The organism is Pseudomonas sp. S36 (genome assembly GCF_016647875.1).
Lineage (GTDB): Bacteria > Pseudomonadota > Gammaproteobacteria > Pseudomonadales > Pseudomonadaceae > Aquipseudomonas > Aquipseudomonas parafulva.
The window spans coordinates 22,295-46,159 of the sequence record NZ_JACVVG010000005.1 but is presented as its reverse complement, the minus strand read 5'-3'; the positions used below and the strand labels follow the sequence as shown (position 1 = coordinate 46,159).

27 protein-coding genes are annotated in these 23,865 nt (G+C 64.2%); 11 read left to right on the top strand and 16 right to left on the bottom strand.

Translation table 11 applies throughout. The features are described 5' to 3' along the window. Positions 1-99 precede the first annotated feature (99 nt). The gene (locus IAE36_RS04045) at positions 100-1,299 is read left to right on the top strand and encodes a sugar transporter (RefSeq protein ID WP_201164103.1); all 1,200 of its coding nucleotides are present in this window, start codon (positions 100-102) and stop codon (positions 1,297-1,299) included. Here the strand turns inward: IAE36_RS04045 and IAE36_RS04040 are convergent, their stop codons facing one another. The 3 genes from IAE36_RS04040 to IAE36_RS04030 are packed head-to-tail and all read right to left on the bottom strand — an operon-like array spanning position 1,300 to position 3,717. Beyond that, the gene (locus IAE36_RS04040; protein WP_060481220.1) at positions 1,300-1,881 is read right to left on the bottom strand and encodes a LysE family translocator; all 582 of its coding nucleotides are present in this window, start codon (positions 1,879-1,881) and stop codon (positions 1,300-1,302) included. Positions 1,882-1,929: 48 nt separating this feature from the next. Further along, positions 1,930-2,760: an AraC family transcriptional regulator gene (locus tag IAE36_RS04035; RefSeq protein ID WP_201210383.1), complete on the bottom strand. Its 831-nt coding sequence runs from the start codon at positions 2,758-2,760 to the stop codon at positions 1,930-1,932. Between the two features lie 48 nt (positions 2,761-2,808). Continuing rightward, positions 2,809-3,717, bottom strand: coding sequence for a LysR family transcriptional regulator (locus tag IAE36_RS04030; RefSeq protein WP_201210381.1), 909 nt, complete (start codon positions 3,715-3,717; stop codon positions 2,809-2,811). 104 nt (positions 3,718-3,821) lie between these two features. Between IAE36_RS04030 and IAE36_RS04025 the strand changes: the two genes are divergently transcribed. Next, positions 3,822-4,475 (top strand): oxygen-insensitive NAD(P)H-dependent nitroreductase NfsB, encoded by a 654-nt coding sequence (locus IAE36_RS04025; protein ID WP_028634443.1) that lies wholly within the window; start codon positions 3,822-3,824, stop codon positions 4,473-4,475. A 30-nt stretch (positions 4,476-4,505) separates the two neighbouring features. Here IAE36_RS04025 and IAE36_RS04020 read toward each other — a convergent pair whose 3' ends face one another. Together IAE36_RS04020 and IAE36_RS04015 are read right to left on the bottom strand one after the other, a co-directional pair. Continuing rightward, positions 4,506-5,660: a cysteine desulfurase family protein gene (locus IAE36_RS04020; RefSeq protein WP_201210380.1), complete on the bottom strand. Its 1,155-nt coding sequence runs from the start codon at positions 5,658-5,660 to the stop codon at positions 4,506-4,508. A gap of 190 nt (positions 5,661-5,850) precedes the next feature. Further along, entirely contained in the window at positions 5,851-6,774 is a 924-nt protein-coding gene (locus IAE36_RS04015; RefSeq protein WP_028634441.1) for a LysR family transcriptional regulator, read from the bottom strand. 139 nt (positions 6,775-6,913) lie between these two features. Between IAE36_RS04015 and IAE36_RS04010 the strand changes: the two genes are divergently transcribed. The 3 genes from IAE36_RS04010 (at position 6,914) to IAE36_RS23625 (ending at position 9,072) form a co-directional block, all read left to right on the top strand. Then, on the top strand, positions 6,914-8,134 hold the full coding sequence (locus IAE36_RS04010) for an acyl-CoA dehydrogenase (protein ID WP_201210379.1): 1,221 nt from the start codon (positions 6,914-6,916) through the stop codon (positions 8,132-8,134). A gap of 210 nt (positions 8,135-8,344) precedes the next feature. After that, the gene (locus IAE36_RS04005) at positions 8,345-8,713 is read left to right on the top strand and encodes a histone-like nucleoid-structuring protein, MvaT/MvaU family (protein ID WP_028634439.1); all 369 of its coding nucleotides are present in this window, start codon (positions 8,345-8,347) and stop codon (positions 8,711-8,713) included. Continuing rightward, on the top strand, positions 8,713-9,072 hold the full coding sequence (locus tag IAE36_RS23625) for a hypothetical protein (RefSeq protein WP_236408564.1): 360 nt from the start codon (positions 8,713-8,715) through the stop codon (positions 9,070-9,072). Before IAE36_RS04005 ends, IAE36_RS23625 begins: the two co-directional genes overlap by 1 nt. On the opposite strand, the gene IAE36_RS04000 is transcribed toward IAE36_RS23625, so the two are convergent. The 7 genes from IAE36_RS04000 to ribBA form a co-directional block, all read right to left on the bottom strand. Further along, on the bottom strand, positions 8,996-10,027 hold the full coding sequence (locus IAE36_RS04000; RefSeq protein WP_201210378.1) for a TerC family protein: 1,032 nt from the start codon (positions 10,025-10,027) through the stop codon (positions 8,996-8,998). The two genes, IAE36_RS23625 and IAE36_RS04000, sit on opposite strands and share 77 nt — an antisense overlap. Before the next feature lie 155 nt (positions 10,028-10,182). Continuing rightward, positions 10,183-11,490, bottom strand: a complete 1,308-nt coding sequence (locus IAE36_RS03995; protein ID WP_201210377.1) for a substrate-binding domain-containing protein — start codon at positions 11,488-11,490, stop codon at positions 10,183-10,185. 110 nt (positions 11,491-11,600) lie between these two features. Beyond that, positions 11,601-12,749: an ABC transporter ATP-binding protein gene (locus tag IAE36_RS03990; protein ID WP_201210376.1), complete on the bottom strand. Its 1,149-nt coding sequence runs from the start codon at positions 12,747-12,749 to the stop codon at positions 11,601-11,603. Positions 12,750-12,769: 20 nt separating this feature from the next. Beyond that, a complete protein-coding gene (locus IAE36_RS03985) occupies positions 12,770-13,579 on the bottom strand; it encodes an ABC transporter permease (RefSeq protein ID WP_028634435.1) in 810 nt (269 codons plus the stop codon). A 6-nt stretch (positions 13,580-13,585) separates the two neighbouring features. After that, entirely contained in the window at positions 13,586-14,503 is a 918-nt protein-coding gene (locus IAE36_RS03980; protein ID WP_201210375.1) for an ABC transporter permease, read from the bottom strand. Then, a complete protein-coding gene (locus IAE36_RS03975; RefSeq protein WP_201210374.1) occupies positions 14,500-15,525 on the bottom strand; it encodes a polyamine ABC transporter substrate-binding protein in 1,026 nt (341 codons plus the stop codon). Before IAE36_RS03975 ends, IAE36_RS03980 begins: the two co-directional genes overlap by 4 nt. A 180-nt stretch (positions 15,526-15,705) precedes the next feature. Continuing rightward, positions 15,706-16,827: a bifunctional 3,4-dihydroxy-2-butanone-4-phosphate synthase/GTP cyclohydrolase II gene (gene ribBA, locus IAE36_RS03970; RefSeq protein ID WP_028634432.1), complete on the bottom strand. Its 1,122-nt coding sequence runs from the start codon at positions 16,825-16,827 to the stop codon at positions 15,706-15,708. Positions 16,828-16,904: 77 nt separating this feature from the next. On the opposite strand from ribBA, the gene IAE36_RS03965 reads away from it, so the two are divergent. The 6 genes from IAE36_RS03965 (at position 16,905) to IAE36_RS03940 (ending at position 20,385) form a co-directional block, all read left to right on the top strand. Beyond that, on the top strand, positions 16,905-17,198 hold the full coding sequence (locus tag IAE36_RS03965) for a DUF1330 domain-containing protein (protein ID WP_201164117.1): 294 nt from the start codon (positions 16,905-16,907) through the stop codon (positions 17,196-17,198). Positions 17,199-17,247: 49 nt separating this feature from the next. Continuing rightward, the gene (locus IAE36_RS03960) at positions 17,248-17,649 is read left to right on the top strand and encodes a hypothetical protein (protein ID WP_028634430.1); all 402 of its coding nucleotides are present in this window, start codon (positions 17,248-17,250) and stop codon (positions 17,647-17,649) included. Positions 17,650-17,759: 110 nt separating this feature from the next. Next, positions 17,760-17,981 (top strand): MbtH family protein, encoded by a 222-nt coding sequence (locus tag IAE36_RS03955; protein ID WP_028634429.1) that lies wholly within the window; start codon positions 17,760-17,762, stop codon positions 17,979-17,981. Next, the gene (locus IAE36_RS03950) at positions 17,978-18,697 is read left to right on the top strand and encodes a thioesterase II family protein (RefSeq protein WP_201210373.1); all 720 of its coding nucleotides are present in this window, start codon (positions 17,978-17,980) and stop codon (positions 18,695-18,697) included. The genes IAE36_RS03955 and IAE36_RS03950 overlap by 4 nt, the downstream gene beginning before the upstream one ends. Before the next feature lie 57 nt (positions 18,698-18,754). Further along, entirely contained in the window at positions 18,755-19,306 is a 552-nt protein-coding gene (locus tag IAE36_RS03945) for a hydrolase (RefSeq protein WP_201210371.1), read from the top strand. Positions 19,307-19,320: 14 nt separating this feature from the next. After that, positions 19,321-20,385 (top strand): DUF1615 domain-containing protein, encoded by a 1,065-nt coding sequence (locus tag IAE36_RS03940; protein ID WP_177331154.1) that lies wholly within the window; start codon positions 19,321-19,323, stop codon positions 20,383-20,385. A 73-nt stretch (positions 20,386-20,458) separates the two neighbouring features. On the opposite strand, the gene IAE36_RS03935 is transcribed toward IAE36_RS03940, so the two are convergent. Genes IAE36_RS03935 through IAE36_RS03920 form a run of 4 tightly spaced genes read right to left on the bottom strand, consistent with a single transcriptional unit; the run spans position 20,459 to position 23,863 of the window. Next, the gene (locus IAE36_RS03935) at positions 20,459-21,322 is read right to left on the bottom strand and encodes a metal ABC transporter solute-binding protein, Zn/Mn family (RefSeq protein WP_201210369.1); all 864 of its coding nucleotides are present in this window, start codon (positions 21,320-21,322) and stop codon (positions 20,459-20,461) included. Beyond that, a complete protein-coding gene (locus tag IAE36_RS03930) occupies positions 21,319-22,218 on the bottom strand; it encodes a metal ABC transporter permease (RefSeq protein ID WP_060481235.1) in 900 nt (299 codons plus the stop codon). The genes IAE36_RS03935 and IAE36_RS03930 overlap by 4 nt, the downstream gene beginning before the upstream one ends. Beyond that, entirely contained in the window at positions 22,218-22,964 is a 747-nt protein-coding gene (locus IAE36_RS03925; protein WP_201210360.1) for a metal ABC transporter ATP-binding protein, read from the bottom strand. Before IAE36_RS03925 ends, IAE36_RS03930 begins: the two co-directional genes overlap by 1 nt. Continuing rightward, positions 22,961-23,863, bottom strand: a complete 903-nt coding sequence (locus tag IAE36_RS03920) for a metal ABC transporter substrate-binding protein (RefSeq protein WP_201164123.1) — start codon at positions 23,861-23,863, stop codon at positions 22,961-22,963. Before IAE36_RS03920 ends, IAE36_RS03925 begins: the two co-directional genes overlap by 4 nt. Positions 23,864-23,865 lie beyond the last annotated feature (2 nt).

Sequence of the window (23,865 nt, the reverse complement as noted above, 5' to 3'; positions counted from 1 at the left end):
TGCCTGCATTCCTTCCAATAACAAAACGTGCGCCCCTCCCGCGACCAGCAGGTGCCAGGCGTGCGTGGTGTTGCCTTGCCTGCGGAGAACCGGTTTTTCATGAACGGACCCACCCCCACCCACCTGCCACCTACCGAGGGTACCGGCAGCTGGTTGAGCGTCATCGCCCTGGCGCTGGCCGCCTTCATCTTCAATACCACCGAGTTCGTACCGGTGGCGTTGCTGAGTGACATCGGCCGCAGTTTCGACATGAGTACCGCCCAGGTGGGCCTGATGCTGACCATCTATGCCTGGGTGGTGGCGCTGGCTTCATTGCCGATGATGCTGCTGACCCGCAACGTGGAGCGGCGTCGGCTGCTGCTGTTCGTGTTCGTGGTGTTCATCGTCAGCCACCTGCTGTCATGGTTGTCGCAGAGCTTTGCCATGCTGCTGGTCAGCCGAATCGGCATCGCGCTGGCGCATGCTGTGTTCTGGGCCATTACTGCATCACTGGCGGTGCGCGTGGCGCCGCCTGGCCAGCAGGCCAAGGCGCTGGGCCTGCTGGCCACCGGCACCACCCTGGCCATGGTGCTGGGCATCCCCCTGGGGCGCGTGGTGGGCGAGGCGCTGGGCTGGCGCGTCACCTTCCTGAGCATTGCCGGGGTAGCGCTGGCCACCATGCTGTGCCTGATGAAGTCATTGCCGTTGCTGCCCAGCCAGAATTCTGGCTCGCTGCGCAGCCTGCCCATCCTGTTCAAACGCCCGGCGCTGGTGATCACCTACCTCCTGGTCACGCTGGTGATTACGGCACAGTTTACCGCCTACAGCTACATCGAACCCTTCGCCTTGCATGTGGCGCAGCTCAGCGGTGAGCGCACCACGCTGCTTCTGCTGCTGTTCGGCGGTGCCGGCGTGGTCGGTTCGTTCCTGTTCAGCCGCTACAGTGACCGTTTCCCTCAAGGTTTTCTGGTGGGCTCGATTGGCCTGCTCGCCGCCTGCCTGTTGTTGCTGCTGCCATTTGCCGGCAACTTCTACGCCTTTGCCGCACTGAGCATGTTCTGGGGGGTGGCCATCCTCAGCTTCAGCCTGGCACTGCAGTCCAAAACCCTGAAGCTGGCTTCCGACGCAACAGACGTGGCCATGGCGCTGTTCTCGGGTATCTACAACATCGGCATTGGCGGCGGCGCCTTGTTAGGCAGTATCGTCAGCAGCCAGATGAGCGTGGCCAACATAGGCCTGGTAGGGGGCGCGGTGGCGCTGGTGGGGCTGGTGCTGGCCTCTTGCAGCAGCAAACGCTTCCGCCAGGCATTGGTGCACTGATCAGAGCAACACCGCTGCCCAGGCCGAAACCAGCAATGCCAGGGCCAGAACCTGGTTGAACACGCGCATGCGCCGGGGTGCCAGCCACCTGGCGCTGCCGGCGCCCAGCAACGCCCACGCGGCCATGCACGGCAGGGCAATCAGCAAGAACAGCAGCGCCAGTTGCCACACTGCGACCGAGGGTGTGGCAAACACCCCGATCACGGCGACGGCCATCAACCATACCTTGGGGTTGATCACCTGCAGGGCGGCGGCATTCAGCGCATCGAACCCACGCCCACCAGCGCGTGAGTCGACCCCTGCCGGGCTGCGCAGCAGTTGCCAGGCAAGCCAGGTAAGCCACAGCACACCACCCCAGGTCATCAGTTGCCGGGCCAATGGATGGCGCAGCAGCAGTTCCCCCATGCCGAGGCCAACCACCAGCACGATGGCAGCCGCGGCGGTGCAGGCGGCCATGACGGGCGCCAGGGTCGCCCGCAGGCCCAGGCTGGCGCCCCGTGCAAGGATCAACAGGTTGGTGGGGCCAGGGCTGATACTGGCTACCAGGGCAAACAGCATGAATGGCAAAAGGGTAGGGGTCATGGAATGGGCTCCTGTCAAAGAAGCACCATGCTCACGGGTTGCTGCGCGTCAGTCTGGAATGTTTGAGCAAAGCCTGCGGTACTGCGCCGGGGTCAGCTGGTAGGCGCGGCGGAACCAGCGCCCCAGGTGGCTTTGATCGGCAAAGCCCAAGGCAATCGCCACGTCGGCTGGGCGCTGGCCCAGCGCCAGACGGCGGCGGGCATGGGCCAGGCGCAGCTGGATAAGGTAGGCGTGGGGTGCCAGGCCAAACGCCGCCTTGAATGCACGGGTGAGGCGGAAACGGTCGATGCCGCAGGCAAGCGCCAGCTCCTCCAGGCCGATATCCCGCTCCAGGTTGTCATGCAGGTAGTCCCGTGCCCGTTGCGCTGTCAGCGGCAGGCGCGGGTCGGGGTTCTGGCGGCGGCGCCAGTGCAGGTGGCGGGTAAGGCTGGCCAGCAACGCGTCGGTCGCGCTCTGCCGGACGATGCGCAGGTCCTGCTGGTGCACCGCTTGGAAGGCGAGGGCGGTGGCCTGGGCCAGCTGCACGTCGTGGCTGAGGGTATCGGCAAAGCTCGGCAGGCTGTCGCGGGGCACCTGTTCGAACAGTGCACCCAGTTGCTGGTCCAGCCAGGCAGGCTGCAGGTACAGCGTCGAGTAAGTGAACCCATCCTCGGTCGGGGCCAGGCCATCGTGAATGTCACCGGGCTCCAGCAGAAAAACCTGTCCAGGGGTGCTGCGGTGGCGTACCCGGCGGCAATTGAATTGCTGCACCCCCTGCTCGGTAACGCCAACCAGAAAGCTGTCGTGCCAGTGGGGATCGTAGGCATGCCCGACGAAGTGCGCACGCACCGACTCGATGCCGGTATCAGCGTCCGTTTTCAGGTCGATCCAGTTGCCCATGGCCGTCTCCACCCAGGGTAAACAGCTACCTTAGCGCAGTTGCCCGTATCAGTCTGGAAGGTTTGTGCAACTGCTCCGCAGCGCCTCGAACCGTTCGCGCAACCACAGGTGCAACTGGCCGACCGCGGGGGTGAGTTGCTTGCGGTGTGGGCATACCAGCGTGACCGGGGTCGGCTCGCCTGCCAGGTCGGGCAGGACGATTTCCAGCTCGCCGCTGGCCAGGTCGTTGCTCACATCCAGCCAGGACTTGTAGACGATACCTTCCCCCAGAATCGCCAGCCGGCGAATCACATCGGCGTCGTCGCTGACCAGCGGCCCGCGCACCTGCACCGTGCGGTTACCCAGCTGCCATTTGTCATACACGCGACCATATTGCATGTACAGCAGGCAGGCGTGTTGCTGCAGGGCATCGGGCGTCTGCGGCCGGCCATGCCTGTCCAGGTAGGCGGGCGAGGCCACCAGTACCCGGCGGTTCCAGGCGGCCAGGGGCAGTGCGATGTAGTTGGCGTCCTGATTGCGCCCATAGCGGATGGCAACGTCCACCGGGTCACGGTTGAGGTCGGCAATCTGGTCAGACAACAGAAAGCGCAGGTGCAAGGCGGGGTGCGCGCGGCGGAACGCGCTGAGCCACGGCAGCAACATGTTGCGGCCCAGGTCCGAGGGTGCCGACACCTGCAGGGTGCCGCGCAGCGTCCCTGGGTTGCCGTGCAGGTCTTCATGGCCCTGGCGCAGGGTTTCCAGCGCGGTCACGGCAGTGGGCAGGTAGCGCTCCCCTTCGGCGGTAAGGCGCAGGCTGCGGGTGGTGCGGGCGAACAGGCGCACATCCAGGTCGCGCTCCAGGCGCTTGATGGCGGCGGCTACCTGGCCGGGCAGCAGCCCAGCTTCCAGGGCGGCTGCGGTAAAACTGCCCAATACGCTGCTGCGCACGAACAGTTCGAGGTCGGCGAGGCGCAGCATTTTCACTCCGGCAAGAAAAGTGTTGCTCGATTGTGCCGGTTTTTATTTGCTGCAGGAAAGATAATATGGCCCACCTGTCCCCCTGAAATGCCTGGAGCCACCCCATGGATACCGTTTCGCTGGCCAAGCGCCGCTACACCACCAAGGCCTATGACGCATCGCGTCGCATTCCCCAGGCCACCCTTGACGCGCTGCTCGAGCAACTGCGCCACAGCCCGTCCTCGGTCAACTCCCAGCCCTGGCATTTTGTCGTTGTCGGCAGCGATGAGGGCAAGGCCCGCCTGGCCAAGAGTACCGACGCCGACTACGCCTACAACTCGCCGAAGCTGCGGGATGCATCCCATGTGATCGTCTTCTGCGCCCGTACCACCATGACCGAGGCGCACCTGGATGCTGTGTTGGCCCAGGAGGCCACCGACGGGCGCTTCCGCGACGAGCAGGCACGGGCAGCGCAGAACAACAGCCGGCGCCACTACGTGGACCTGCATCGCCATGACCTCAAGGACATCCAGCACTGGATGGAAAAGCAGACCTACCTGGCCCTGGGTACGGCCCTGCTCGGCGCGGCGGCCTACGGCCTGGATGCGACCCCCATGGAGGGCTTCGACAGCAAACGCCTGGACGCCGAACTGGGGCTGCGTGAGCGCGGTTTGACCAGCGTGGTGATGTTGTGCCTGGGCTATCACGGCGAGGCAGATTTCAACGCCGGCCTGAGCAAGTCCCGCTTGCCTGCCGAACAGGTGTTCACGTTCCTGTAGTGGGGGTGGGGCTCACAAGGCCCCGCAACCTCACCAGAGCGCGGCCGAGGATGCAGTCAGCACCCTGGTGAACACTGCAATCGCGGTTTCTACATCCGCCTCGCGGGTAAACCTGCCCACACTCAGGCGCACGCTGTTGCGTGCCTTGCGCTCATCCAGCCCCAACGCCAGCAGCACATGCGAAGCCGCATTGCTTGCCGAGTTGCACGCCGAAGTGGTCGACAGCGCCAGCTCGGTCGCCAGTGCGGCGCTGTTGAACCCTGTACTGTCGATACACAGGTTGAGGGTGTGCGGCACGCGTTGCCGGGCGCAGCCATTGAGGCTGACGCCGGGCAGTGCCAGCAGCCCATCGCGCAGGCGCCAGGCCAACCGCTCCAGGCGTTGGTATTCGCTGCCCCCCGGCTGCCCTGCGAGGGCGAAGGCGCTGCCCATGCCGGCGATCTGGTGGGTCGCCAGGGTACCGGAACGCAACCCCTGTTCATGCCCACCGCCATGGATCTGCGCACGCAAGTGGGGGCGTGCCCGCGGCCCCACGTAGAGCGCGCCAATGCCTTTGGGGCCGTACACCTTGTGCGCCGAGAACGACATCAGGTCTACCGCCTGTGCTGCCAGGTCGATGGGCAGTTTACCCACGGCCTGGGCAGCATCCACGTGCAGCAAGGCGCCGTGGGCACGCACCCGCTCGCCGATGGCGGCAAAGTCGGTGACCGTACCCAGTTCGTTGTTCACCGCCATCAGCGACACCAGACGGGTGTCTGCGCGCAGCGCAGCGTGCACGGCAGCGGGTTGAATCAGCCCGGCGGCGTCAGGGGGCAGGCGCGTGACCGACCAGCCCTGGCGTTCAAGCTCTGCCACCGTGTCCAGCACGGCTTTGTGTTCCAGCTGGCTGGTGATCAGGTGTGCAGGTTGCCCCAGGCCCTGGGCGATGCCCTTGAGCGCCAGGTTGTTGGATTCGGTTGCGCCAGACGTCCACACCAACGCATCCGCCGTCGTGCCCACCCGCTCTGCCACCTGCTGGCGCGCCTGATCGACGGCAGCGCGAGCGGCTTGGCCGTACGCGTGACCCCTGGAAGCAGGGTTGCCGAAGTGGGCCTCTCGCCCGAGGCTGGCGAGCATGGTTTCGATCACCCGTTCATCAACGGGCGTAGTGGCGGCGTAGTCGAAATAGAGCGGGGCGTCAGGCATGGGCAATTCCGTGTGTGGCCAGAAAGCTTCAAGTGATTGAGCAAGATTACCCGGCGCCGGAAGATGGTTTTACCTTTAGTTGCCCTGTTTTAAGAATATTTCGCGAAAAAATTCTCCCTGCTGGGAATAAGGAGAATTTTTTTCTAAGGTTAAGCCACCAGGGGGTTCATTACTGACCTGGTAAGCGCGTTCAAGGCTGCATCGTTCTCTCTTCTTGCGCCACCACACGCTCGCACAGCTCGGTGATCTGCTCGCGCATCCAGCGGTTGGCCGGGTCCTGGTCGGTGCTCTCGTGCCAGTACAGGTGGGTTTCCAGTGCGGGTACCTCCACCGGCAGCGGTTTGTAGCAGAGCTGGTGGCGACGGGCGAAGCGCTCGGGCACGGTCATCGCCATGTCAGTCTGTTGCAGCACCTGAGAGGCCATCAGGTAATGCTGCGAGCGCAGGGCAACCTTGCGCTGCACGCCCATTTTGCCGAGGGCCAGGTCTACGTAACCCAGGCCATTGCGCCGGCTGGAAATATGAATGTGCGTCATGCCCAGGTAGCTTTCCAGGGTGAGCGTGCTGTCTGCCAGCGGGTGGCCCTGGCGCAGCGCGCACACATAGCGGTCCTGCATGAGCTTGACATGCCGTACTTGGGGGTCGGTGTTGAGCGGGGCATCAATGGCGAAATCCAGGCGGCCGGCGGCCAGCTCCTTGGTGGTTTCGCGTCGCTTGCACAAAAAGCTCTCGATCAGCACCGAGGGCGCCAGGCGCCGCAGGCGCTGAAACAGCGGGGGCAATATCACCGCCTCGGTCAGGTCGGTCATGCTGATACGAAATGTCTTGTTGGCCTGCTGCGGGTTGAACGTGCGGCTTTCCTGCACCGAGGTGCGCAGCAGCGCCAGGGCATTGCGCACCGAGCCGATGATGTTCTGCGCCATGGGGGTGGGCACCATGCCCTGGGCGGTGCGCACGAACAGTGGGTCGTTGAAGGTTTCGCGCAGGCGCGACAGGGCGTTGGACACCGCCGGCTGGGTAATGCCGACGATCTGCCCGGCGCGTGTAAGGTTGGCTTCGGTGTAAATCGCATCGAACACGATGAACAGGTTGAGATCGACCTTGCTGAGGTTCATGGGCGCCGCTCGTTGTTTGAATTATTCGCCGATCATATATCGGTTATGAATGTTAATACACGGCGAAAATAGACTAGGTGGATGGCGCATGGCTGCTCTAGGCTCTGCTCACTTACCCCGAATCATGAAGGTAGCCCCGATGGATTTCGCCTATTCGCCCAAGGTGCAGGCACTGCGCGAGCGCGTCAGCGCGTTCATGGACACCCATGTATACCCCGCTGAAGCGGTGTTCGAGCGCCAGGTTGCTGAAGGCGACCGCTGGCAGCCCACGGCAATCATGGAAACCCTCAAGGCCAAAGCCCGCGAGGAAGGCTTGTGGAACCTGTTTCTGCCGGAATCGGAATACGGCGCGGGGCTGACCAACCTTGAATACGCACCGCTGGCCGAGATCATGGGCCGCTCGCTGCTGGGGCCGGAACCTTTCAACTGTTCAGCGCCTGACACCGGCAACATGGAGGTGCTGGTGCGCTATGGCACCCCGGCGCAGAAGCGCCAGTGGCTGGAGCCGCTGCTGCAGGGCCAGATCCGCTCGGCGTTTGCCATGACCGAGCCGGATGTGGCCTCGTCGGATGCCACCAACATGGCGGCCACCGCGTTGCGCGAGGGTGACGAGTGGGTGATCAACGGCCGCAAGTGGTGGACCTCCGGGGCCTGCGACCCGCGCTGCAAGGTGATGATCTTCATGGGCCTTTCCAACCCACAGGGCCCGCGCCACCAGCAGCATTCGATGGTGCTGGTGCCCATGGATGCGCCGGGCGTGAAGGTGGTACGCCCGTTGCCCGTGTTCGGCTACGACGACGCCCCCCATGGCCATGCCGAAGTGCTGTTCGAAAACGTACGGGTGCCCTACGACCATGTGATCCTCGGCGAAGGCCGTGGTTTCGAAATAGCCCAGGGGCGGCTTGGCCCCGGCCGTATTCACCACTGCATGCGCTCCATCGGCATGGCCGAACGGGCACTGGAACTGATGTGCAAGCGCGCCGTGTCGCGCACGGCATTCGGCAAGCCGCTGGCGCGCCTGGGCGGCAATATGGACAACATCGCCGATTCACGAATGGAAATTGACATGGCGCGGCTGCTCACGCTCAAGGCGGCGTACATGATGGACACCGTGGGCAACAAGATTGCCCGCAGCGAGATTGCCCAAATAAAAGTTGTCGCGCCGAATGTGGCCTTGAAGGTCATTGATCGCGCCATTCAGCTTCACGGGGGCGCGGGTGTAAGTGGGGACTTCCCATTGGCGTATATGTACGCCATGCAACGCACCTTGCGCCTGGCCGATGGGCCGGACGAAGTGCACCGTGCGGCGATTGGCAAGTATGAGGTTGGCAAGTATCTGCCTGTGCAGATGACGAAGTAAACAGCGAGGCAAAGGGTGCGCAGTGAGAGGGCAGCGCGTGTATTGAGCGTGGCTGGGCAAAAGGGGTTGGTACAGTCTATAACTGGGAGTACGACAGGCTGAAGGTGCCCGGGCAAGTTCGACAACGTGTTGAACCAATATACTGTTCGGTGCCACTAAGCAGTTGATAACGCGTTATTACCTGGCCGTCTTGAAAAAGGAACCATGCCCATGTCCCGTCTCGCCGAATTCCGCCAACTTGAACAAAAGCTGGCGTCGCAACTTGCTGAACTGGAAGCCATGAAAGGCAGCCCGGAGCTGCAGAAAGAAATCGAGTTTGAAACCAAACTGCGCAACCTGTTGGCCAAGTATGAGTACAGCCTGCGCGACATCGTCAATTTGCTCGACCCGCAGGCCGGGCAACACAAGGCCGCACCCGCTGTTGGGCAAAAAGCGCCGCGCCGTGCGCGGCAGGTCAAACAGTACAAGAACCCGCACACCGGTGAAGTGATCGAGACCAAAGGCGGCAACCACACCAAGCTCAAGTCGTGGAAAGCCGAATACGGTGCCGACGAAGTGGAAAACTGGCTGGCCCGCTAATGTTTGGCAAGCGCTACCCCACCACCCCGGACGGCCGATACTTCGTGGTCCGGGGGCGGCTGTGGCGCTGCTCCAACCCCTCATTGTCAGACGCGCAGCGCAGCACCTGGGTGCATGCGCTGATGCAGGCACGGCGCGACGTAAAACATGCCAGGGCGCACAGTGACTCAAGCCTACTCCAGCAGGCACGCGCCCAGGTGCAGGCGGCCAAGCAGGCCCTGGGCGAGCGCGGGCCGGTATGGTGGTCCGACGGCAGCCCGGACTTCAACCGGCACATGGCAGTCAACACTCCTTATGCCCAGTGGTATCGCGCGCTTGAGCAGCCCCTTGCGCAGGCAACTGCTGCCCCCGCGTCTTGATCAGCGACATCACCACCCCGCCCAGCAGCAAACCGAACGTCACCCCCAGTGACAACAGGGCCGGCACTTTGCCCACCATGCCGTGATAGAAGATCTTGCAGCCGATGAAAATCAGCACCAGGGCCAGCGCGTATTTGAGGTATACGAAGCGGTGCATCAGCGCCGACAGCGCGAAGTACAGCGAGCGCAGGCCGAGGATGGCAAAGATGTTCGAGGTGTAGACGATGAACGGGTCCTGGGTGATGGCGAAAATCGCTGGCACGCTGTCCACCGCGAATACCAGGTCGGCCAATTCGATCAGTACCAGCGCCAGGAACAGAGGCGTGGCGTGGCGTAGCGGCTTGGTGTGCCCAGGCGGGGTGTGCTGCACGAAAAACCGTGAGCCGTGGATGTCGTCGGTCACGCGCATGTGCCGGCGCACGAACTTCAAGATCGGGTTGTTGGCGAGGTCTGGCTTGTCGTCATCCTTGGCCAGGGCCATTTTTATGCCTGTGAACAACAGGAAGGCGCCGAACAGGTACAGCACCCAGGCAAAGTTCTGCACCAGCGCCGCGCCCACGCCGATCATGATCGCCCGCAGGAACACCACCCCCAGGATGCCCCAGAACAGCACCCGGTGCTGGTAGCGGCGGGGCACGGCGAAATAACCGAAGATCATGGCCATGACGAACACGTTGTCCATGGACAGCGATTGCTCGACCAGAAAGCCTGTGTAGAACTCCAGTGCTGACTGGGCACCCAGCTGGAACCACACCCAGGCCCCGAACAACAGGCCGACACTGAAGTAGCCTGAGTACAGCAACAGGCTTTCGCGCATTTCAATTTCCCGGTCCTGGCGATGCAGCACGCCCAGGTCGAGCACCAGCAAGCCGATGACGATCGCGATGAAAACCAGCCACAACCAGGTGCTGGTACCAAGAAACGGGGTGGTGAGCAATGTGTGCAGAGCTGTCATGAGCCCCTCCTTGATTGTCGATGTTGCAAGGCAACAGTGATCCGACATGGCGGCTTGGCAGCCGTCAGAGGGGCCCGGTATCACATGGGTTTCAGGCTAGACGAGGTTACCGGCGGGGAGGGTGGCCAGCTGTTACATTTCTTTGCCGGCACCTGTCAGTACACCCACACCTCTACCCGACGGTTGCGCAGGCGGCCCTGCTCACGCTCATTGTCGGCTACCGGCAGGTCGTCCCCCAGGCCGATCAGTTCCAGCACCTCGACACCTTCGCGGGCCAGCACGCGCCGCACCGCTTGCGCCCGCAGCCGCGACAGCAGGGCTGCGCGCCCTGGGGTGTCCTTGGGGTCACCGAACCCCACCAGTACCGCCCGGCGCTGCAGCTTGCCGGCCTGGTCGAGGTAGCGGGCGACCCGCTGGATGTCGCGCAGCGCCTTGTTGTCCAGCACGGCGCTGCCTGGCTGGAAGCGCAAACTCACACTCAACCGCCGCGCCTGCTGCGCCAGGCTGCGATAGCGCGGCGGCATCGTCGGGCGGGTGCTTACCTGTTGCGCTTCGATCTGCTGGGAAACGAAACCTTGCCGGGCGACGATCGCCTGGCCGGCAGGGCTCTGGGCGAACTCGGCCAAGGCCATGGCCTGCGGCTTGGGGTGGGCTGGCAGGTACAGGAACAAACGCCTGGAGAGCGGGTAATCCTCACTGGCGACCTGCGCCGACGTGGGTAGCAGAGCGGGGGTATCGCCGTCCGCCACAGGCAACACTTTGGCCCGGTGGACGGCGGCCAGGCTGCTGAAGCCAATCGCCTGCCGGTCGTTGGCCACCGCTGCGGCCAAGGGTTCGCTGGCTTCGAAGCGTTGGGCGTTGTGCGCCAATGGGCACTGACGGGGTGCCAGCACCATCGCTTTGAAGCTGGCATAGGTGCCCGAGCGGTTGTCCCGCGCATAGAGATGAATGGCGCCACCGGGCACACCCAGCTGCTCCCAGTGATGAACCTGGCCACAGAACACCTGGGCGAGCTGATCGGTGGTGAGTTGCGCCAGTGGGTTGTCTGGGTGGGTGATCACGGCAATGCCATCCAGGGCGATCACCTGCTCGGTGTCGGCCTCGCGCAGGTTGCCCAGCGCGTGCAGCGCGCGTTGTTCGCGCTCGGTGATGGGGCGCGACGCTGCTGCCAGGTCGGCGTCACCGCGGCCCAGGGCGACAAAGCCGGTGCTGCTGCCGTGGGCGGCTATATCGACCCGAATGGGGCTGCCGGAGGCGTCGACGGCAGTGATGACTGTTTCATTGGCGGTTTGGCCTGGCTGGGTGTGCACCGCGGTTGCCTGCTGCGCCTGCAGTTGCCCGACCACCAGTGCAGGCAGCAGGGTCGCACCCATGGTATTGGAGCCGGCCAGGCGCAGGTGCACGGGCTCGGCCAGGGCTGTCAGCGGGAGCAGGTTGAACAGCAGGATGAGCAGGCGAGGCATGCCGGAAGGCCCGTGACACAGAGGTGGCCGGCAGATTACGACAGTTGCGTGATGTTTATATGACTGCGCTGGCGCAGCGGCGCCGCAGTGGCACCGCCGCGTTCAATGCTTTAATGGGCCCCGGCCGACTTGCTCAGGTCGCTCTCTGCCCATTCGGTGTAGATGCACGCATCGGCCACCGCCCAGCGCACGTGCACCGCATCCCCTGGCTGCATCGGCATGCCGGCAGCCGACAAGGCCTTCACGGTCAGCTCGGTCCCCCCCGCCGTGATCACGTGGCAGGTTTGGCTTTCGCCCAGGAACAACACCTCGCCGACCTTGGCGCTGACTTCGTTCCAGCCCGAGGGCAGGGGCTGTGCCGCGGCCTGTTCGGCGGTCAGGGCCAGGGCTTTTTCAGGCCGCACCATCACCAGCGCATCCTGCTCGGCAACCAGCCCCGGGGTGAGGCGGATGGCCACCGGCTGCCCCTCGAAGCGCCCGGCACCGTTGCCGGTGGCCTTGATGCGCAGGAAGTTGGAGTTGCCTAGGAACGAGGCCACGAACGCATTGGGCGGGTTCTGATACAGGTCGTAGCCGGTGCCCAGGCCGACGATCTTGCCATGGCTGAAAATGGCAATGCGCTGGGACAGGCGCATGGCTTCTTCCTGGTCATGGGTGACATACACGATGGTGATGCCCAGCCGGCGGTGCAGCTGGCGCAGCTCATCCTGCAGGTCTTCGCGCAGTTTCTTGTCCAGCGCGCCGAGTGGCTCGTCCATCAGCAGGATGCGCGGCTCGTACACCAGCGCCCGGGCAATGGCCACGCGCTGCTGTTGGCCGCCGGACATCTGCGAGGGTTTACGGTGGGCGAACGGTTCCAGTTGCACCAGCTTCAGCATGGCATCCACGCGCTTTTTGGTTTCAGCAGCGGCGAGTTTGCGGATGGCCAGCGGGAAGGCGATGTTGTCGCGCACGTTCAGGTGCGGGAACAGCGAATAGCGCTGGAATACCATGCCGATATCACGCTTGTGCGGTGGCACATTGACCAGCGACTGGCCATCCACCAGGATCTCGCCACTGCTGGGGGTCTCGAAGCCGGCCAGCATCGACAGGGTAGTGGACTTGCCCGAGCCGCTGGAACCCAGGAAGGTCAGGAACTCGCCGTCCTGAATGTCCAGGTCGAGGTTGTCCACGGCGGTGAAGTCACCGTAGTGCTTGTTCAAGCCCCGCAGGCTGACCAGGGGCTTGCCTGTCGCGTTGTCTTTGATCACTGCATTCATTGTTGTTTTTCTCCGCGCGCTCAGGCGTTTGTTTCGGTACGCCGGCGCAAGGCGGCGGCAATGAACATCACAAGCAGCGAAAGGCCGATCAGCAGGGTCGAGGCCACCGCAATCACCGGGCTGAGGTCCTGGCGCAAGGTGGTCCACATCTTCACTGGCAGGGTCTGCAACTCAGGGCTTGCCATCATCACGCTCAGCACCACTTCATCCCATGACACCAGGAAAGCGAACAGGCCGCCTGCAATCATGCCCGGGCGGATGGCCGGGAACGTGACCTTGAAGATGGCCTGCAGGCGCGAGGCCCCGCAGATCACCGCAGCGTCCTCGATGGACTGGTCGAACAGCTTCAGCGAGTTGATGATCGAAATGATGGTGAAGGGCAGCGCCACGATCACGTGGCTGACCACGAAGGCGAACAGCGTGCCGGTGTAGCCCAGCTTGAGGAACAGCGCATAGACCGCCACGGCAATGATCACCAGCGGCACGATCATCGGCATGGTGAACAGGCCGTAGAGCATTTCCCGCCCGGGGAAGCGGCCGCGCACCAGCGCAAAGGCTGTTGGCAGGCCCAGTAGCACAGCCGCCACCGTGGTCAGCACGGCGACTTTCAGGCTGGCCAGCGCCGCGTCCATCCACTCAGGGTTGGAGAAGAACTGGCCGTACCATTTGAAGGTCCAGCCCGGCGGTGGGAACACCAGCCACTGGGACGAGCCGAACGAGAGCAACACGATGAACACCACTGGCAGCAGCAGAAAGGCCGCAATCACTCCGGTGGTCAGGTACAGGCCCGTTCGCAGCGGGCGGCCCATGGCATTGGGAGACAGGAGCATGGCGGTTTACCTCGCGTTGCCAACCGGGGATTCCGGTTGCAGCTTCAGGTACAGGTAAAAGAGCACCAGTGTGATCAGCACCAGCAAGGCGGCGGCGGCGCTGGCCAGGCCCCAGTTGAGGAACGACTGCACCTGCTGGATGATGAACTCGGGCAGCATCATGTTCTGCGCACCGCCCAGCAGGGCCGGGGTGACGTAGTAACCCAGCGACATCACGAACACCATCAGCGCGCCGGAGAACAACCCCGAGCGGCACAGCGGCAGGAACACCTTCCAGAAGTTGGTCCAGGGACTGGCGCCGCAGATCGAGCCCGCCTGCAGCACCATCGGGTCGATGGCATGCATGGTGGCCTGCAGCGGCAGCACGATGAACGGGATCATGATGTAGCTCATGCCGATCACCACACCGGTCAGGTTATGCACCATTTCCAGCGGGGCATCGATGATGCCCATGGCCATCAACGCCTTGTTGATCACCCCCGAACTCTGCAGCAGCACCAGCCAGGAATAGGTGCGCGCCAGCAGGCTGGTCCACATCGACAACAACACGATGTTCAGCAGCCAGCGGCCCCAGCCTTTGGGTACCAGGGTAATCGCCCAGGCCAGGGGGAAGCCCAGCAGCACACTGATCAGGGTCACCAGCCCGGCTACCGAAAAGGTGTTGAACAGCACCCGGGCGTAGGCGGAGTTGGCGAACAGCTGCTCGTAGTTGCCAAGCCCGGGGGTGGGCTCCAGTACACCACGCAGCAACAGGCCGACCAGCGGGGCGAAGAAGAACAGGCCGAGGAACAGCAGGGCGGGCAGCAGGTTGCGGCTGCCTTTCCAGCGCTGGCCAAGGCTGGCCCGCCGTGGCGCCGCAGCGGTGCCGCCGGTGCCCGAGGGGGCACCTTGGGCATTGTGCAGGGCGTTGATGGCAACCTTCATTTGACCAGCCACTCATTCCAGCGGGCAGCAATGGCCTGGCCGTTTTTTGCCCAGTAGGCGAAGTCCAGGGTGACTTGGTCCTGGGCATAGGCGGTTGGCAGGTTCGGGGCCAGGGCCTTGTCCAGTTTGGCCACGCTGTCGACGTTGACGGGGGCGTAGGCGGTCTTGTTGGCGAACTCGGCCTGGCCTTCGGCGCTGCTGGCGTTGGCCAGGAATTTCATGGCCGCGTCCTTGTTCTTGGCACCTTTGGGGATGACCAGGAAATCGGCCATGACCAGGTTCTGCTCCCAGCTCACACCCACCGGTGCGCCATCTTGCTGCAGGGCGTACACGCGGCCGTTCCAGAACTGGCCAAGGGAGGCTTCACCCGAGGCCAGCAGTTGCTGGGACTGGGCGCCACCGCCCCACCAGACAATGTCCTTCTTGATGGTATCGAGCTTCTTGAAGGCGCGGTCCAGGTCCAGTGGGTACAGCTTGTCGGGGGCGACGCCATCGGCGAGCAGGGCCAGTTCAAGCACGCCCGGGCTTGGCCATTTATACAGGGCACGCTTGCCGGGGTAGGTCTTGGTGTCGAACAGCGCGGTCCAGTCGGTGGGTTTGCTGGCGCCCAGCTTGCCCTCGTTGTAGCCGAGCACGAAGGAGAAGAAGAACGAGCCGACACCATGGTCGGAGACGAACCGGGGGTCGATCCTGTCGCGTTTGATCTGGGTGAAGTCGAGGGGTTCGAGCAGGCCTTCGCTGGCGGCGCGCAGGGCAAAGTCGGCTTCTACGTCGACCACGTCCCACTGCACGTTACCGCTTTCCACCATGGCCTTGAGCTTGCCGTAGTCGGTCGGGCCGGCCTGCACCACCTTGATGTCGGTGGCTTTGGTGAAGGGCACTGCCCACGCTTCCTTCTGGGCGTCCTGGGTAGTGCCGCCCCAGCTGACGAAATTGACGCTTTCGGCGGCCTGGGCAGCCTGGCACGCCAGGGTCAGCAGGCTTGCAGACAGCACTGCGGTTACACGTTTGCTCAACAGCATGGTTACGCCCTCGTTGCTTTTTGTTATTCGAGGCGGGTGTGGTGCGCCCGCCAACAGTATTCGGGGAGCAGCTACAGCAGATTCAAGGTCTACGGGATATCATATTATGGTATTCCAAACTTTTCGCAAGAGGCATGAGGCGACCGGCCATCACTCCGCGCTTTGCCCGGCGCCGCAGGTTCAGCCGAGCATCCCGGGTTCGAAGGGGATGCTTTGCACCACTTCCAGCTCATAGCCGGCAAGGCCTGCGTATTTCAACGGCGGCCCCAGGTGACGCAGCTTGCCGACGCCCAGGTCCTGAAGAATCTGCGCGCCGGTACCCACCTCCGAGTACACCTTCGACTGGCCCCGCTGGTAGGGCCTCAGCGGTTGCGTAAGGTGCGGCACGCGCTCCAGCAAGGCCTGGGAAGACTCATGGTTGGCCAGGATCACCACCACGCCGGCACCTTCCTGGGCCACTTTCTGCAAGGCGGCCCACAACGTCCAGTTGGCAGGGCCGGCGTATTCGGCGCCCACCAGATCGCGCAGCGGGTCGATCACATGCACCCGCACCAGGGTCGGTTGTTCGCGGCGAATGTCGCCCATCACCATGGCCATGTGCACACCGCCTTCGATGCCGTCTTCATAGGTGACCAGGCGGAAGGTGCCATGCACGGTCGGCAGTTCACGTTCGCCGATGCGCTTGACGGTCTGTTCGTTGCTGAGGCGGTAGTGGATCAGGTCGGCGATGGTGCCGATCTTGATGCCATGGCGTGCAGCGAATACTTCCAGGTCGGGGCGCCGCGCCATGGTGCCGTCGTCGTTGAGCACTTCCACGATCACCGACGCCGGGCTGAAACCGGCCAGGCGCGCCAGATCGCAGCCCGCTTCGGTATGCCCCGCGCGGTTCAGCACACCGCCTTCACGCGCACGCAAGGGGAAGATATGGCCCGGCTGCACCAGGTCCTCCGGGCGCGCGTCTGCGGCCATCGCGGCGGCCACGGTGCGGGCGCGGTCGGCGGCAGAAATACCGGTGGTTACCCCGGTAGCCGCTTCGATCGACACGGTGAACGCGGTGCTGAAGACGCTGCCATTGGCCGGCACCATCTGCTCCAGGCCCAGGCGCTGGCAGTGCTCGTCGGTCAGGGTCAGGCAGATCAGCCCGCGGGCTTCGCGGGCCATGAAGTTGATTGCCTGGGCATCGCAACGTTCGGCTGCGATCAGCAGGTCGCCTTCGTTTTCCCGGTCTTCATCGTCTACCAGCAACACCATCTTGCCTTGGCGGTAGTCCTCGAGAATTTCATCGACAGTGTTGAAAGCCATGTTGCACACTCGCTGTGGCTGGTTGATTATTATGGTATACCATCATACATAAAATCATTTCGAGAGGAGAGTTACGCATGAAGGCCTACTGGATCGCCCATGTGGACGTCACCGACCCTCAGCAGTACCTGCAATACACCCAGCGTGCCCCGGCGGCGTTCCAGGCGTTTGGCGGGCGGTTTCTGGCGCGCGGTGGGCGCAGCGAGGCGGTGGAAGGGCGTGCCACCCCTCAGCGTAGCGTGGTCATCGAGTTCGACTCCTACGAACAGGCGCTGGCCTGCTACCACTCAGACCAGTACCAGCAAGCCTGTAGCCACCGCCAGGGGGTGGCTCGGGCCGAGGTGATCATCGTCGAGGGGGTCGAGGGCTGAACCACAAGGCAGGGGCCACAGTGCAGGTAAAACTGGCTATGCTTGGCCGATGACCAGCCCTGCACCCCTGCGCCAACCTTGCCCGCCGGGTGCCTGTAACTGCGGCCGTGAACAACTGGCCACCCACGCACAGGCCGCCCAGCGCATTCTTCTGCTGAACCGGCAGGAAGAAAAGCGCCTGCTCGAACGGCTGGAAAACCTCCAGTCCCTCGAAGATCTGTACCGCTTGCAGCAACGCCTGTACGACAACCTCGGTATCCGGCTGCACATCGCCCCCGGCCACCATGAGGTGCGCACCATGCGGGGCATCGTCATCGAACTGGACGATCAGCCGGGGCTGTGCCGCAAGACTCGCCAGGCCATCCCGGCGGCCATCCGCCGGGGCCTGGAGCGTAACCCACAGGTGGCGTTCCGCTTGCTCGACACCCATGACTTGCTGCGCGATGCCTGATCCCAGGCAGCGCTGCCACGCGGGGCTAATTTTTTTACAACCTGCCACGTCTACTTCAAAGCCCCCTGCGCCCTTGGCGCTGCGGCCCTCATCATTCAAGGAGACAGGCAATGACTTCCGTTTTCGACCGTGACGACATCCAGTTTCAGGTCGTGGTCAACCACGAAGAGCAATACTCGATCTGGCCCGACTACAAAGCTATCCCTGATGGCTGGCGCGCCGTGGGCAAAAGCGGCCTGAAGAAGGAGTGCCTGGCCTACATCGACGAGGTGTGGACCGACATGCGCCCGCTGAGCCTGCGCCAGAAAATGGCGGAAGCTGCTGCGCAGTGACTACTGTCAACCTGCTGTGCCTGCCGTACTCGGGCGCCAGCGCCATGGTGTATAGCCGCTGGCGGCGCAAGCTGCCCGCCTGGTTGCAGGTGCGCCCGGTCGAGCTGCCCGGGCGTGGCGCACGCCTGGGCGAGCCCTTGCACACCGACATGCAGGGCCTGGCCCGGCAACTGGCGGCCGAGCAGCGCCTGGCGGCCAGCGCCCCTTATGCCTTGCTTGGCCACAGCCTGGGTGCGCTGCTGGCGTTCGAACTTGCCCATGAGTTGCAGGGGCTGGGGTGCACCCCACCCTTGGCGCTGTTCGCCTGCGGTACGGCGGCGCCCACCCGCCGTGAAGACTACGATGGCAACAATTGGCGCGAGCCCAAAACCGATCCCGAGTTGCTCGACGAACTGCGCACGCTGCAGGGTACGCCGGAAGAAGTGCTGGCCAACCCTGAACTGATGAGCCTGACGCTGCCCATTCTGCGGGCCGACTTTCTGCTGTGCGGCACCTACGCCTACCGCCAGCGGCCTGCGTTGCAATGCCCGTTGCACGTGCTGGGCGGCGAAAACGACCGCGCCAGTGATGAGCAACTCGACGCCTGGCGGCTGGAGACGCGCGGTGCCTTCTCCAGGCAGATGTTCAGCGGCGGCCATTTCTTCATCCACGAGCATGAAGACCGCGTACTGGCTGCCCTGACCCGCGCACTGGAACCGTTGCGCCAGTCCGCCTGATTGACGTCCCCGGTTGCCTGGGAGAGGCTAGGGCTTTTCCCAGGCAAGGGGCAGGCAATGCTGATTGACCCGATCAAGGCCACGCTGCTGGTCATCGACATCCAGGAAAAACTCATCGGCGCCATGAGCGACCCTGAAGGCACCCAGGCCCGCGCTCGCTGGTTGCTGGCGGTGGCAGCAGAGCTGAAATTGCCGACGGTGATTTCGGAGCAATATCCCAAAGGTCTTGGCCCTACACTCGGGCCGTTGCTGGAAGCCGCGCCGGGGGCCAAGGTGGTTGAAAAAAACCATTTCTCCTGCGTCGCTGCCCAGTGCCTGCCCAGCGAGCTGATGGCGCGTGAGCAGGTCATCGTCTGCGGCATGGAAACCCACGTGTGCGTGTTGCAAACCGTGCTTGGCCTGCTGGCGCTGGGCAAGCAGGTGTTCGTGGTGGAGGACGCCTGTGACAGCCGTACCCAGGCCAACAAGGCCGCCGGGTTGGCGCGCATGCGCGGTGCCGGGGCGCAGGTGGTGACCCGCGAGATGGTGGTGTTCGAGCTGATGGGCAGTGCCAGCCACCCGTCTTTCCGGCATATCAGCAAGACGTTTCTGGTAGGGGAACAGCCCTGAACCGGCGCGCGGTAATGGGCGTGGTGATCGCCCTGGCGCTGCTGCAAGGCTGCGCCGGGCGCCGCGAACCCACCCCCCAGGCCGACCCGGCGCAGGTGCGTGCGCAGCTCATGCGCCTGCTGCCGGCACAGGCACGCGACCGTGCGGGCTGGGCTGACGATATCCAGACCGCGTTTCAGGCCCAGGGCCTTGAGCCCAGCCAGAGCAACCTGTGTGCGGTGCTGGCGGTGACCGAGCAGGAGTCCACCTTCAACGCCGACCCGCAGGTACCCAACCTGGGGCGTATCGCCCGAGAGGAAATCGACCGCCGTGCGGCGCGGCTGCATATCCCCAGATTGCTCGTCGACGGTGCATTGAAAACCCCCTCCGGCAACGGTCAGAGCTACCAGCAGCGGCTGCTGTCGGTGCGCAGTGAGCGGCAACTCAGCGAACTGTACGATGAGGTGATCGCCCGGGTGCCGTTGGGCAAGACCTTGCTCGGTGGCCTGAACCCGGTGCGCACCGGTGGGCCGATGCAGGTGAGCGTCGCCTTCGCTGAACGGCATGCACAGGGCTACCCCTACAGCCAGGCTGGCAGTATCCGCCAAGAGGTGTTCAGCCGCCGTGGCGGAATGTATTTCGGCATCGCCCACTTGCTGGGTTACCCGGCCAATTACGACCGCCAGCTGTACCGTTTTGCCGACTTCAACGCAGGCTGGTACGCCAGCCGCAATGCTGCGTTCCAGGCGGCGTTGAGCCAGGTGACGGGCGTGCAACTGGCACTGGACGGTGACCTGATAGCCCCTGGTGCGATCATGCCAGGTACCACAGAGCAGGCTGCGCGCAGGCTGGGCGCCAAGCTTGGCTTGCGCAACCCGCAAATCCGCAGCCAGCTGGAGCAGGGCACCCAGCTGGACTTCGAAGACAGCCGTTTGTACGCGGGGGTGTTTGCGTTGGCCGATGCCGCCGCTGGCAAGCCACTGCCACGTGCGGTGCTACCCGGCATCGAGCTAAAAAGCCCGAAGATCACGCGCAAACTGACCACGGCTTGGTTTGCCGGGCGGGTGGATGAGCGGTATCAGCGGTGCATGCGGCGTTAGCGACGCGGGTCTCGGTTCCCATAGCCGGCAAGCCGGGTGCCACATGCCCCAGCTGAAGCCGGCACACCCTGCATCAACTGTCGACCAGCGCCTTGATAACCTGGTCGACACTGGCCTTCAGCCCCCCCAGCGCATCCTCAGGGTCACTCTCCACCACCACCAGTTTGGCCCCGGATGCCCTGATCACCTCAGCCACGGCAGCTTCTGGCTGCCGATGGTCCAGCACCAGGGCCACATCCTGCGCCTTCAGGTTTGCCCCCAGCGCCTCGAGCGCGGCGGTATCCCAATCGTTCGGCAGCGGTTGCTCAACCACATCCAGGTTCAACCCGCTGGCCAGGTAGCTCAGCCGCTCCGACAGGCTCACCACCGTCAGGTTGTCGACCTTGGCCAGGCGGGTCTGGCTGCTGGCGGCCAGCTCCAGCAGTTGGCGCTTGAGCCCCGCCAGGTTGCTCTGGATCCTGGTTTTGTCCTGGGGCGAAAGCCGCTCCAGGTCATTGGCCATCACATCCGCCATGCGCCCGAGGTTGGTGGGGTTCAGCCAGGGGTAGGCGGCATGGGCATCGTCACCGCTCACTGCGATGCCCGGCAGTGCACCGTCGACGGGGCGCGCCGCATCAATTTCCACGATGCGGATATTGCTGCGCCTGGCCACCGGGTAAAGCGGGTCGTCGCGCCATAGGGAGCGCAGCCCGATCACCGCGTCGGCCTGCTGAGCCGCCTTCTGCAAACTGGCGCCGCCGCGCCCGCTGAAGTACGACGGTTGCCGGCTGGCAGGCAGGTTGGCCGGTGCTGCCCGCTTCAGCTCCACCGTGGTGCCGTCCAGCAGGGCGCTCGCCAGGCTATGGGTCACGGGCAGGGCGGTCAGCACTTGGGTGGCGAACGACAGCGACGGCAGGCTGGCCAGGGCCACTGTCAGGGTCAGGCGTTTCAGGTTCATGCCGGGTTTCCTTGCAGGCGTGGGACGAGGGCGCGGGCCAGTGCCGCGAGGGCGAAGCAGATGCCGGCAACCAGGATGATCGCGGCGCCTGAAGGCACCGGCAGGTCGCAGACGATGGGCAGCAAGATACCGAGCAGGGTGCTGAGCGTGGCGATCAGCACCGACAAAAAGAAGAAGCCTTTGAGCGACTGGCTGACCAACCGCGCGGCGGCAGCGGGGATCACCAGCAGGGCACCCACCAGAATCGCGCCGATCACTTTCACCGAGGCCACGGTGACCAGCGTGACCAGCACCACGAACAGGTAATCCAGGGTTTTCACCGCTACGCCGCGCACGGCAGCCAGCTGCGGATTGAAGCTGGCCAGCATGATCCGGTTGTACAACGGCAAGGCCAGGGCCAGTACAAGCGCAGCGACGATGCCGAGCACGACCAGGTCCTGGCCGCTTACGGTCAACACCGACCCGAACAACACGTTTTCCAGGATGTGCACGTTGATCTTGCCGGCCAGCATCAACAGCAGGCTGGCCCCGAGGGCCAGGGACACCGACAGGAACACGCCGATCAGCGTATCCGGCGACAGCCCCGTGCGGTTGCGCAGGAAGTTGAGCAGGATGCCGAACAGCAGGCAGTAGCCAAACAGGCTGCCATAGGGGCCGGTATAGGGCTCGCCCAGCAGGATGCCGATTGCCACGCCGGTGAGGGCCGCATGGCCGACCGCTTCAGAGAAGAACGCGAAGCGCTTGACCACCACCAAGGTGCCGAGCCCACCCAGGACCGGGCCGATCATCAGGCCTGCCAGCAAGGCGTTGACCACAAAACCGTAGGCCAGTGCCTCCGGCAGGTAGCCCAATGTGGCCCACTGCTGGACCAGTTGACGGAAGGATTCGAAGCTCATCAGGCAAGGCTCTCGCTGCGCGGGTGAACGGAGAACAGGCCGAGCAGGCGCTCGGGCGTGAGGGCCTGGGCGGGCGGTGCGTCAAACAGCACCTTGCGGCTCAGGCCGGTGACCCGGTCTGCCAGGCGCAGCACCGCCTCCAGGTCGTGTTCGATCCACAGCACTGTTGTGCCGGCCTGGCGCCAACCGGCCAGCAACTGCTCGAAAACCTGAATGCCTGCCTCGTCCAGCGCCGACATGGGCTCGTCCAGCACCAGCAATTGCGGCTCGGGGATCAGGCCTTGGGCCAGCAGCACCCGTTGGCGTTCGCCACCCGACAGCGCGCCCATGCGGCGCTTGCGTTTGTCCAGCATGCCGACCCGCGCCAGCGCGGCGTCGATGGCGGGCTGCACCCGCCGGGACAAGCCCAGGAACGCGGGGCGTTTCTGGCACATGGCGGCCATGAAGTCATCGACGGTCATGGGTAGCCCACGGTCGAATTCCAGCGCCTGCGGCACATAGCCGATAACCTCCTGCTCGCCCGGCCAGCGCAGGGTCAACTGACCCTGGTGCGGCATCTGCCCAAGCAGTGTCTTGATCAACGAACTCTTGCCGCCACCATTGGGGCCGACGATGGCGTGCACGGTGCCGGGCGCGACGCTGAAGGCCACCTGCTCAAGAATGCGCGTGCGCCCCAGGGTGAGGTCGATGCCACCGAACTCGATGGCCGGGCCACAAGCCGGCTGCACGTGGGCGGCGGCGGTCATGCGCGGTTCTCCTGGATGGCACGCACCACGGTATCGAGGTTGCGCTTCATCTCCACTTCATACTTGTCCTTGGTGTATTCCCCGTAGGAGATGTGGGTCAGTGGGTACAGGCGAACGCCGGCCTCGCGCTGGATGGTTTCCACGTAGGCGGAAGGGAAGTCCATCTCCGAGAAGATCACCCGCACATCCAGCGCCTTCAACTGGTCGATGGTCTTTTTCAACTGGGCGGGGCTGGGTTCGATGCCATGGGCCGGCTCTACCACCGCGGTGACTTCCAGGCCGAAGTCGCGCACCAGGTAGTCGTAGGCGGCATGGATGGTGGCCACGCGGAAGGTGGCGCTGGGTGCCTCGGTCACCTTGGCCAGGGCCTCGGCCCGCAGGGTGCGCAGGCGCTTGCCATAAGCGCGGGCGTTCTGCGTGTAGAACTTGGCGTTCGCCGGGTCCAGCTTGCCAAGCTCGCGGGCGATGTTGTTGACCTGCGCAATGGTGGTGCTGATGGACAGGAAGGTATGGGGGTTGACGACCTTGCCCGCACCCCGTGCGGCGATGCCTGTGGCGGCGAGCAACGGGACGTTCTGGTTGGATTCGATGGTGGCGATGCCGGGCTTTTCGCTGGCGGCGATCATGCGGTCGGCAAAGTCGTCGTGGCCGACGCCGTTGAGCACCACCACGTCCAGCGTGCCGATGCGCTTGATGTCCTCAGCCCGGGGCTCGTAGGCGTGGGGGTTGAAGCCCGCGGGAATCAACGGCACCACTTCGGCCTTGTCTGCGACGATATTGCTCACATAGCTGTAGTACGGGTGCAGGGTGATGCCGATGCGCAGTGGCTTGCCACTGTCGGCCAGGGCCGTGGCCGGCAGGGCGATGGCCAGAAGCAGGGCGAGGGCGGAGCGAAACATGG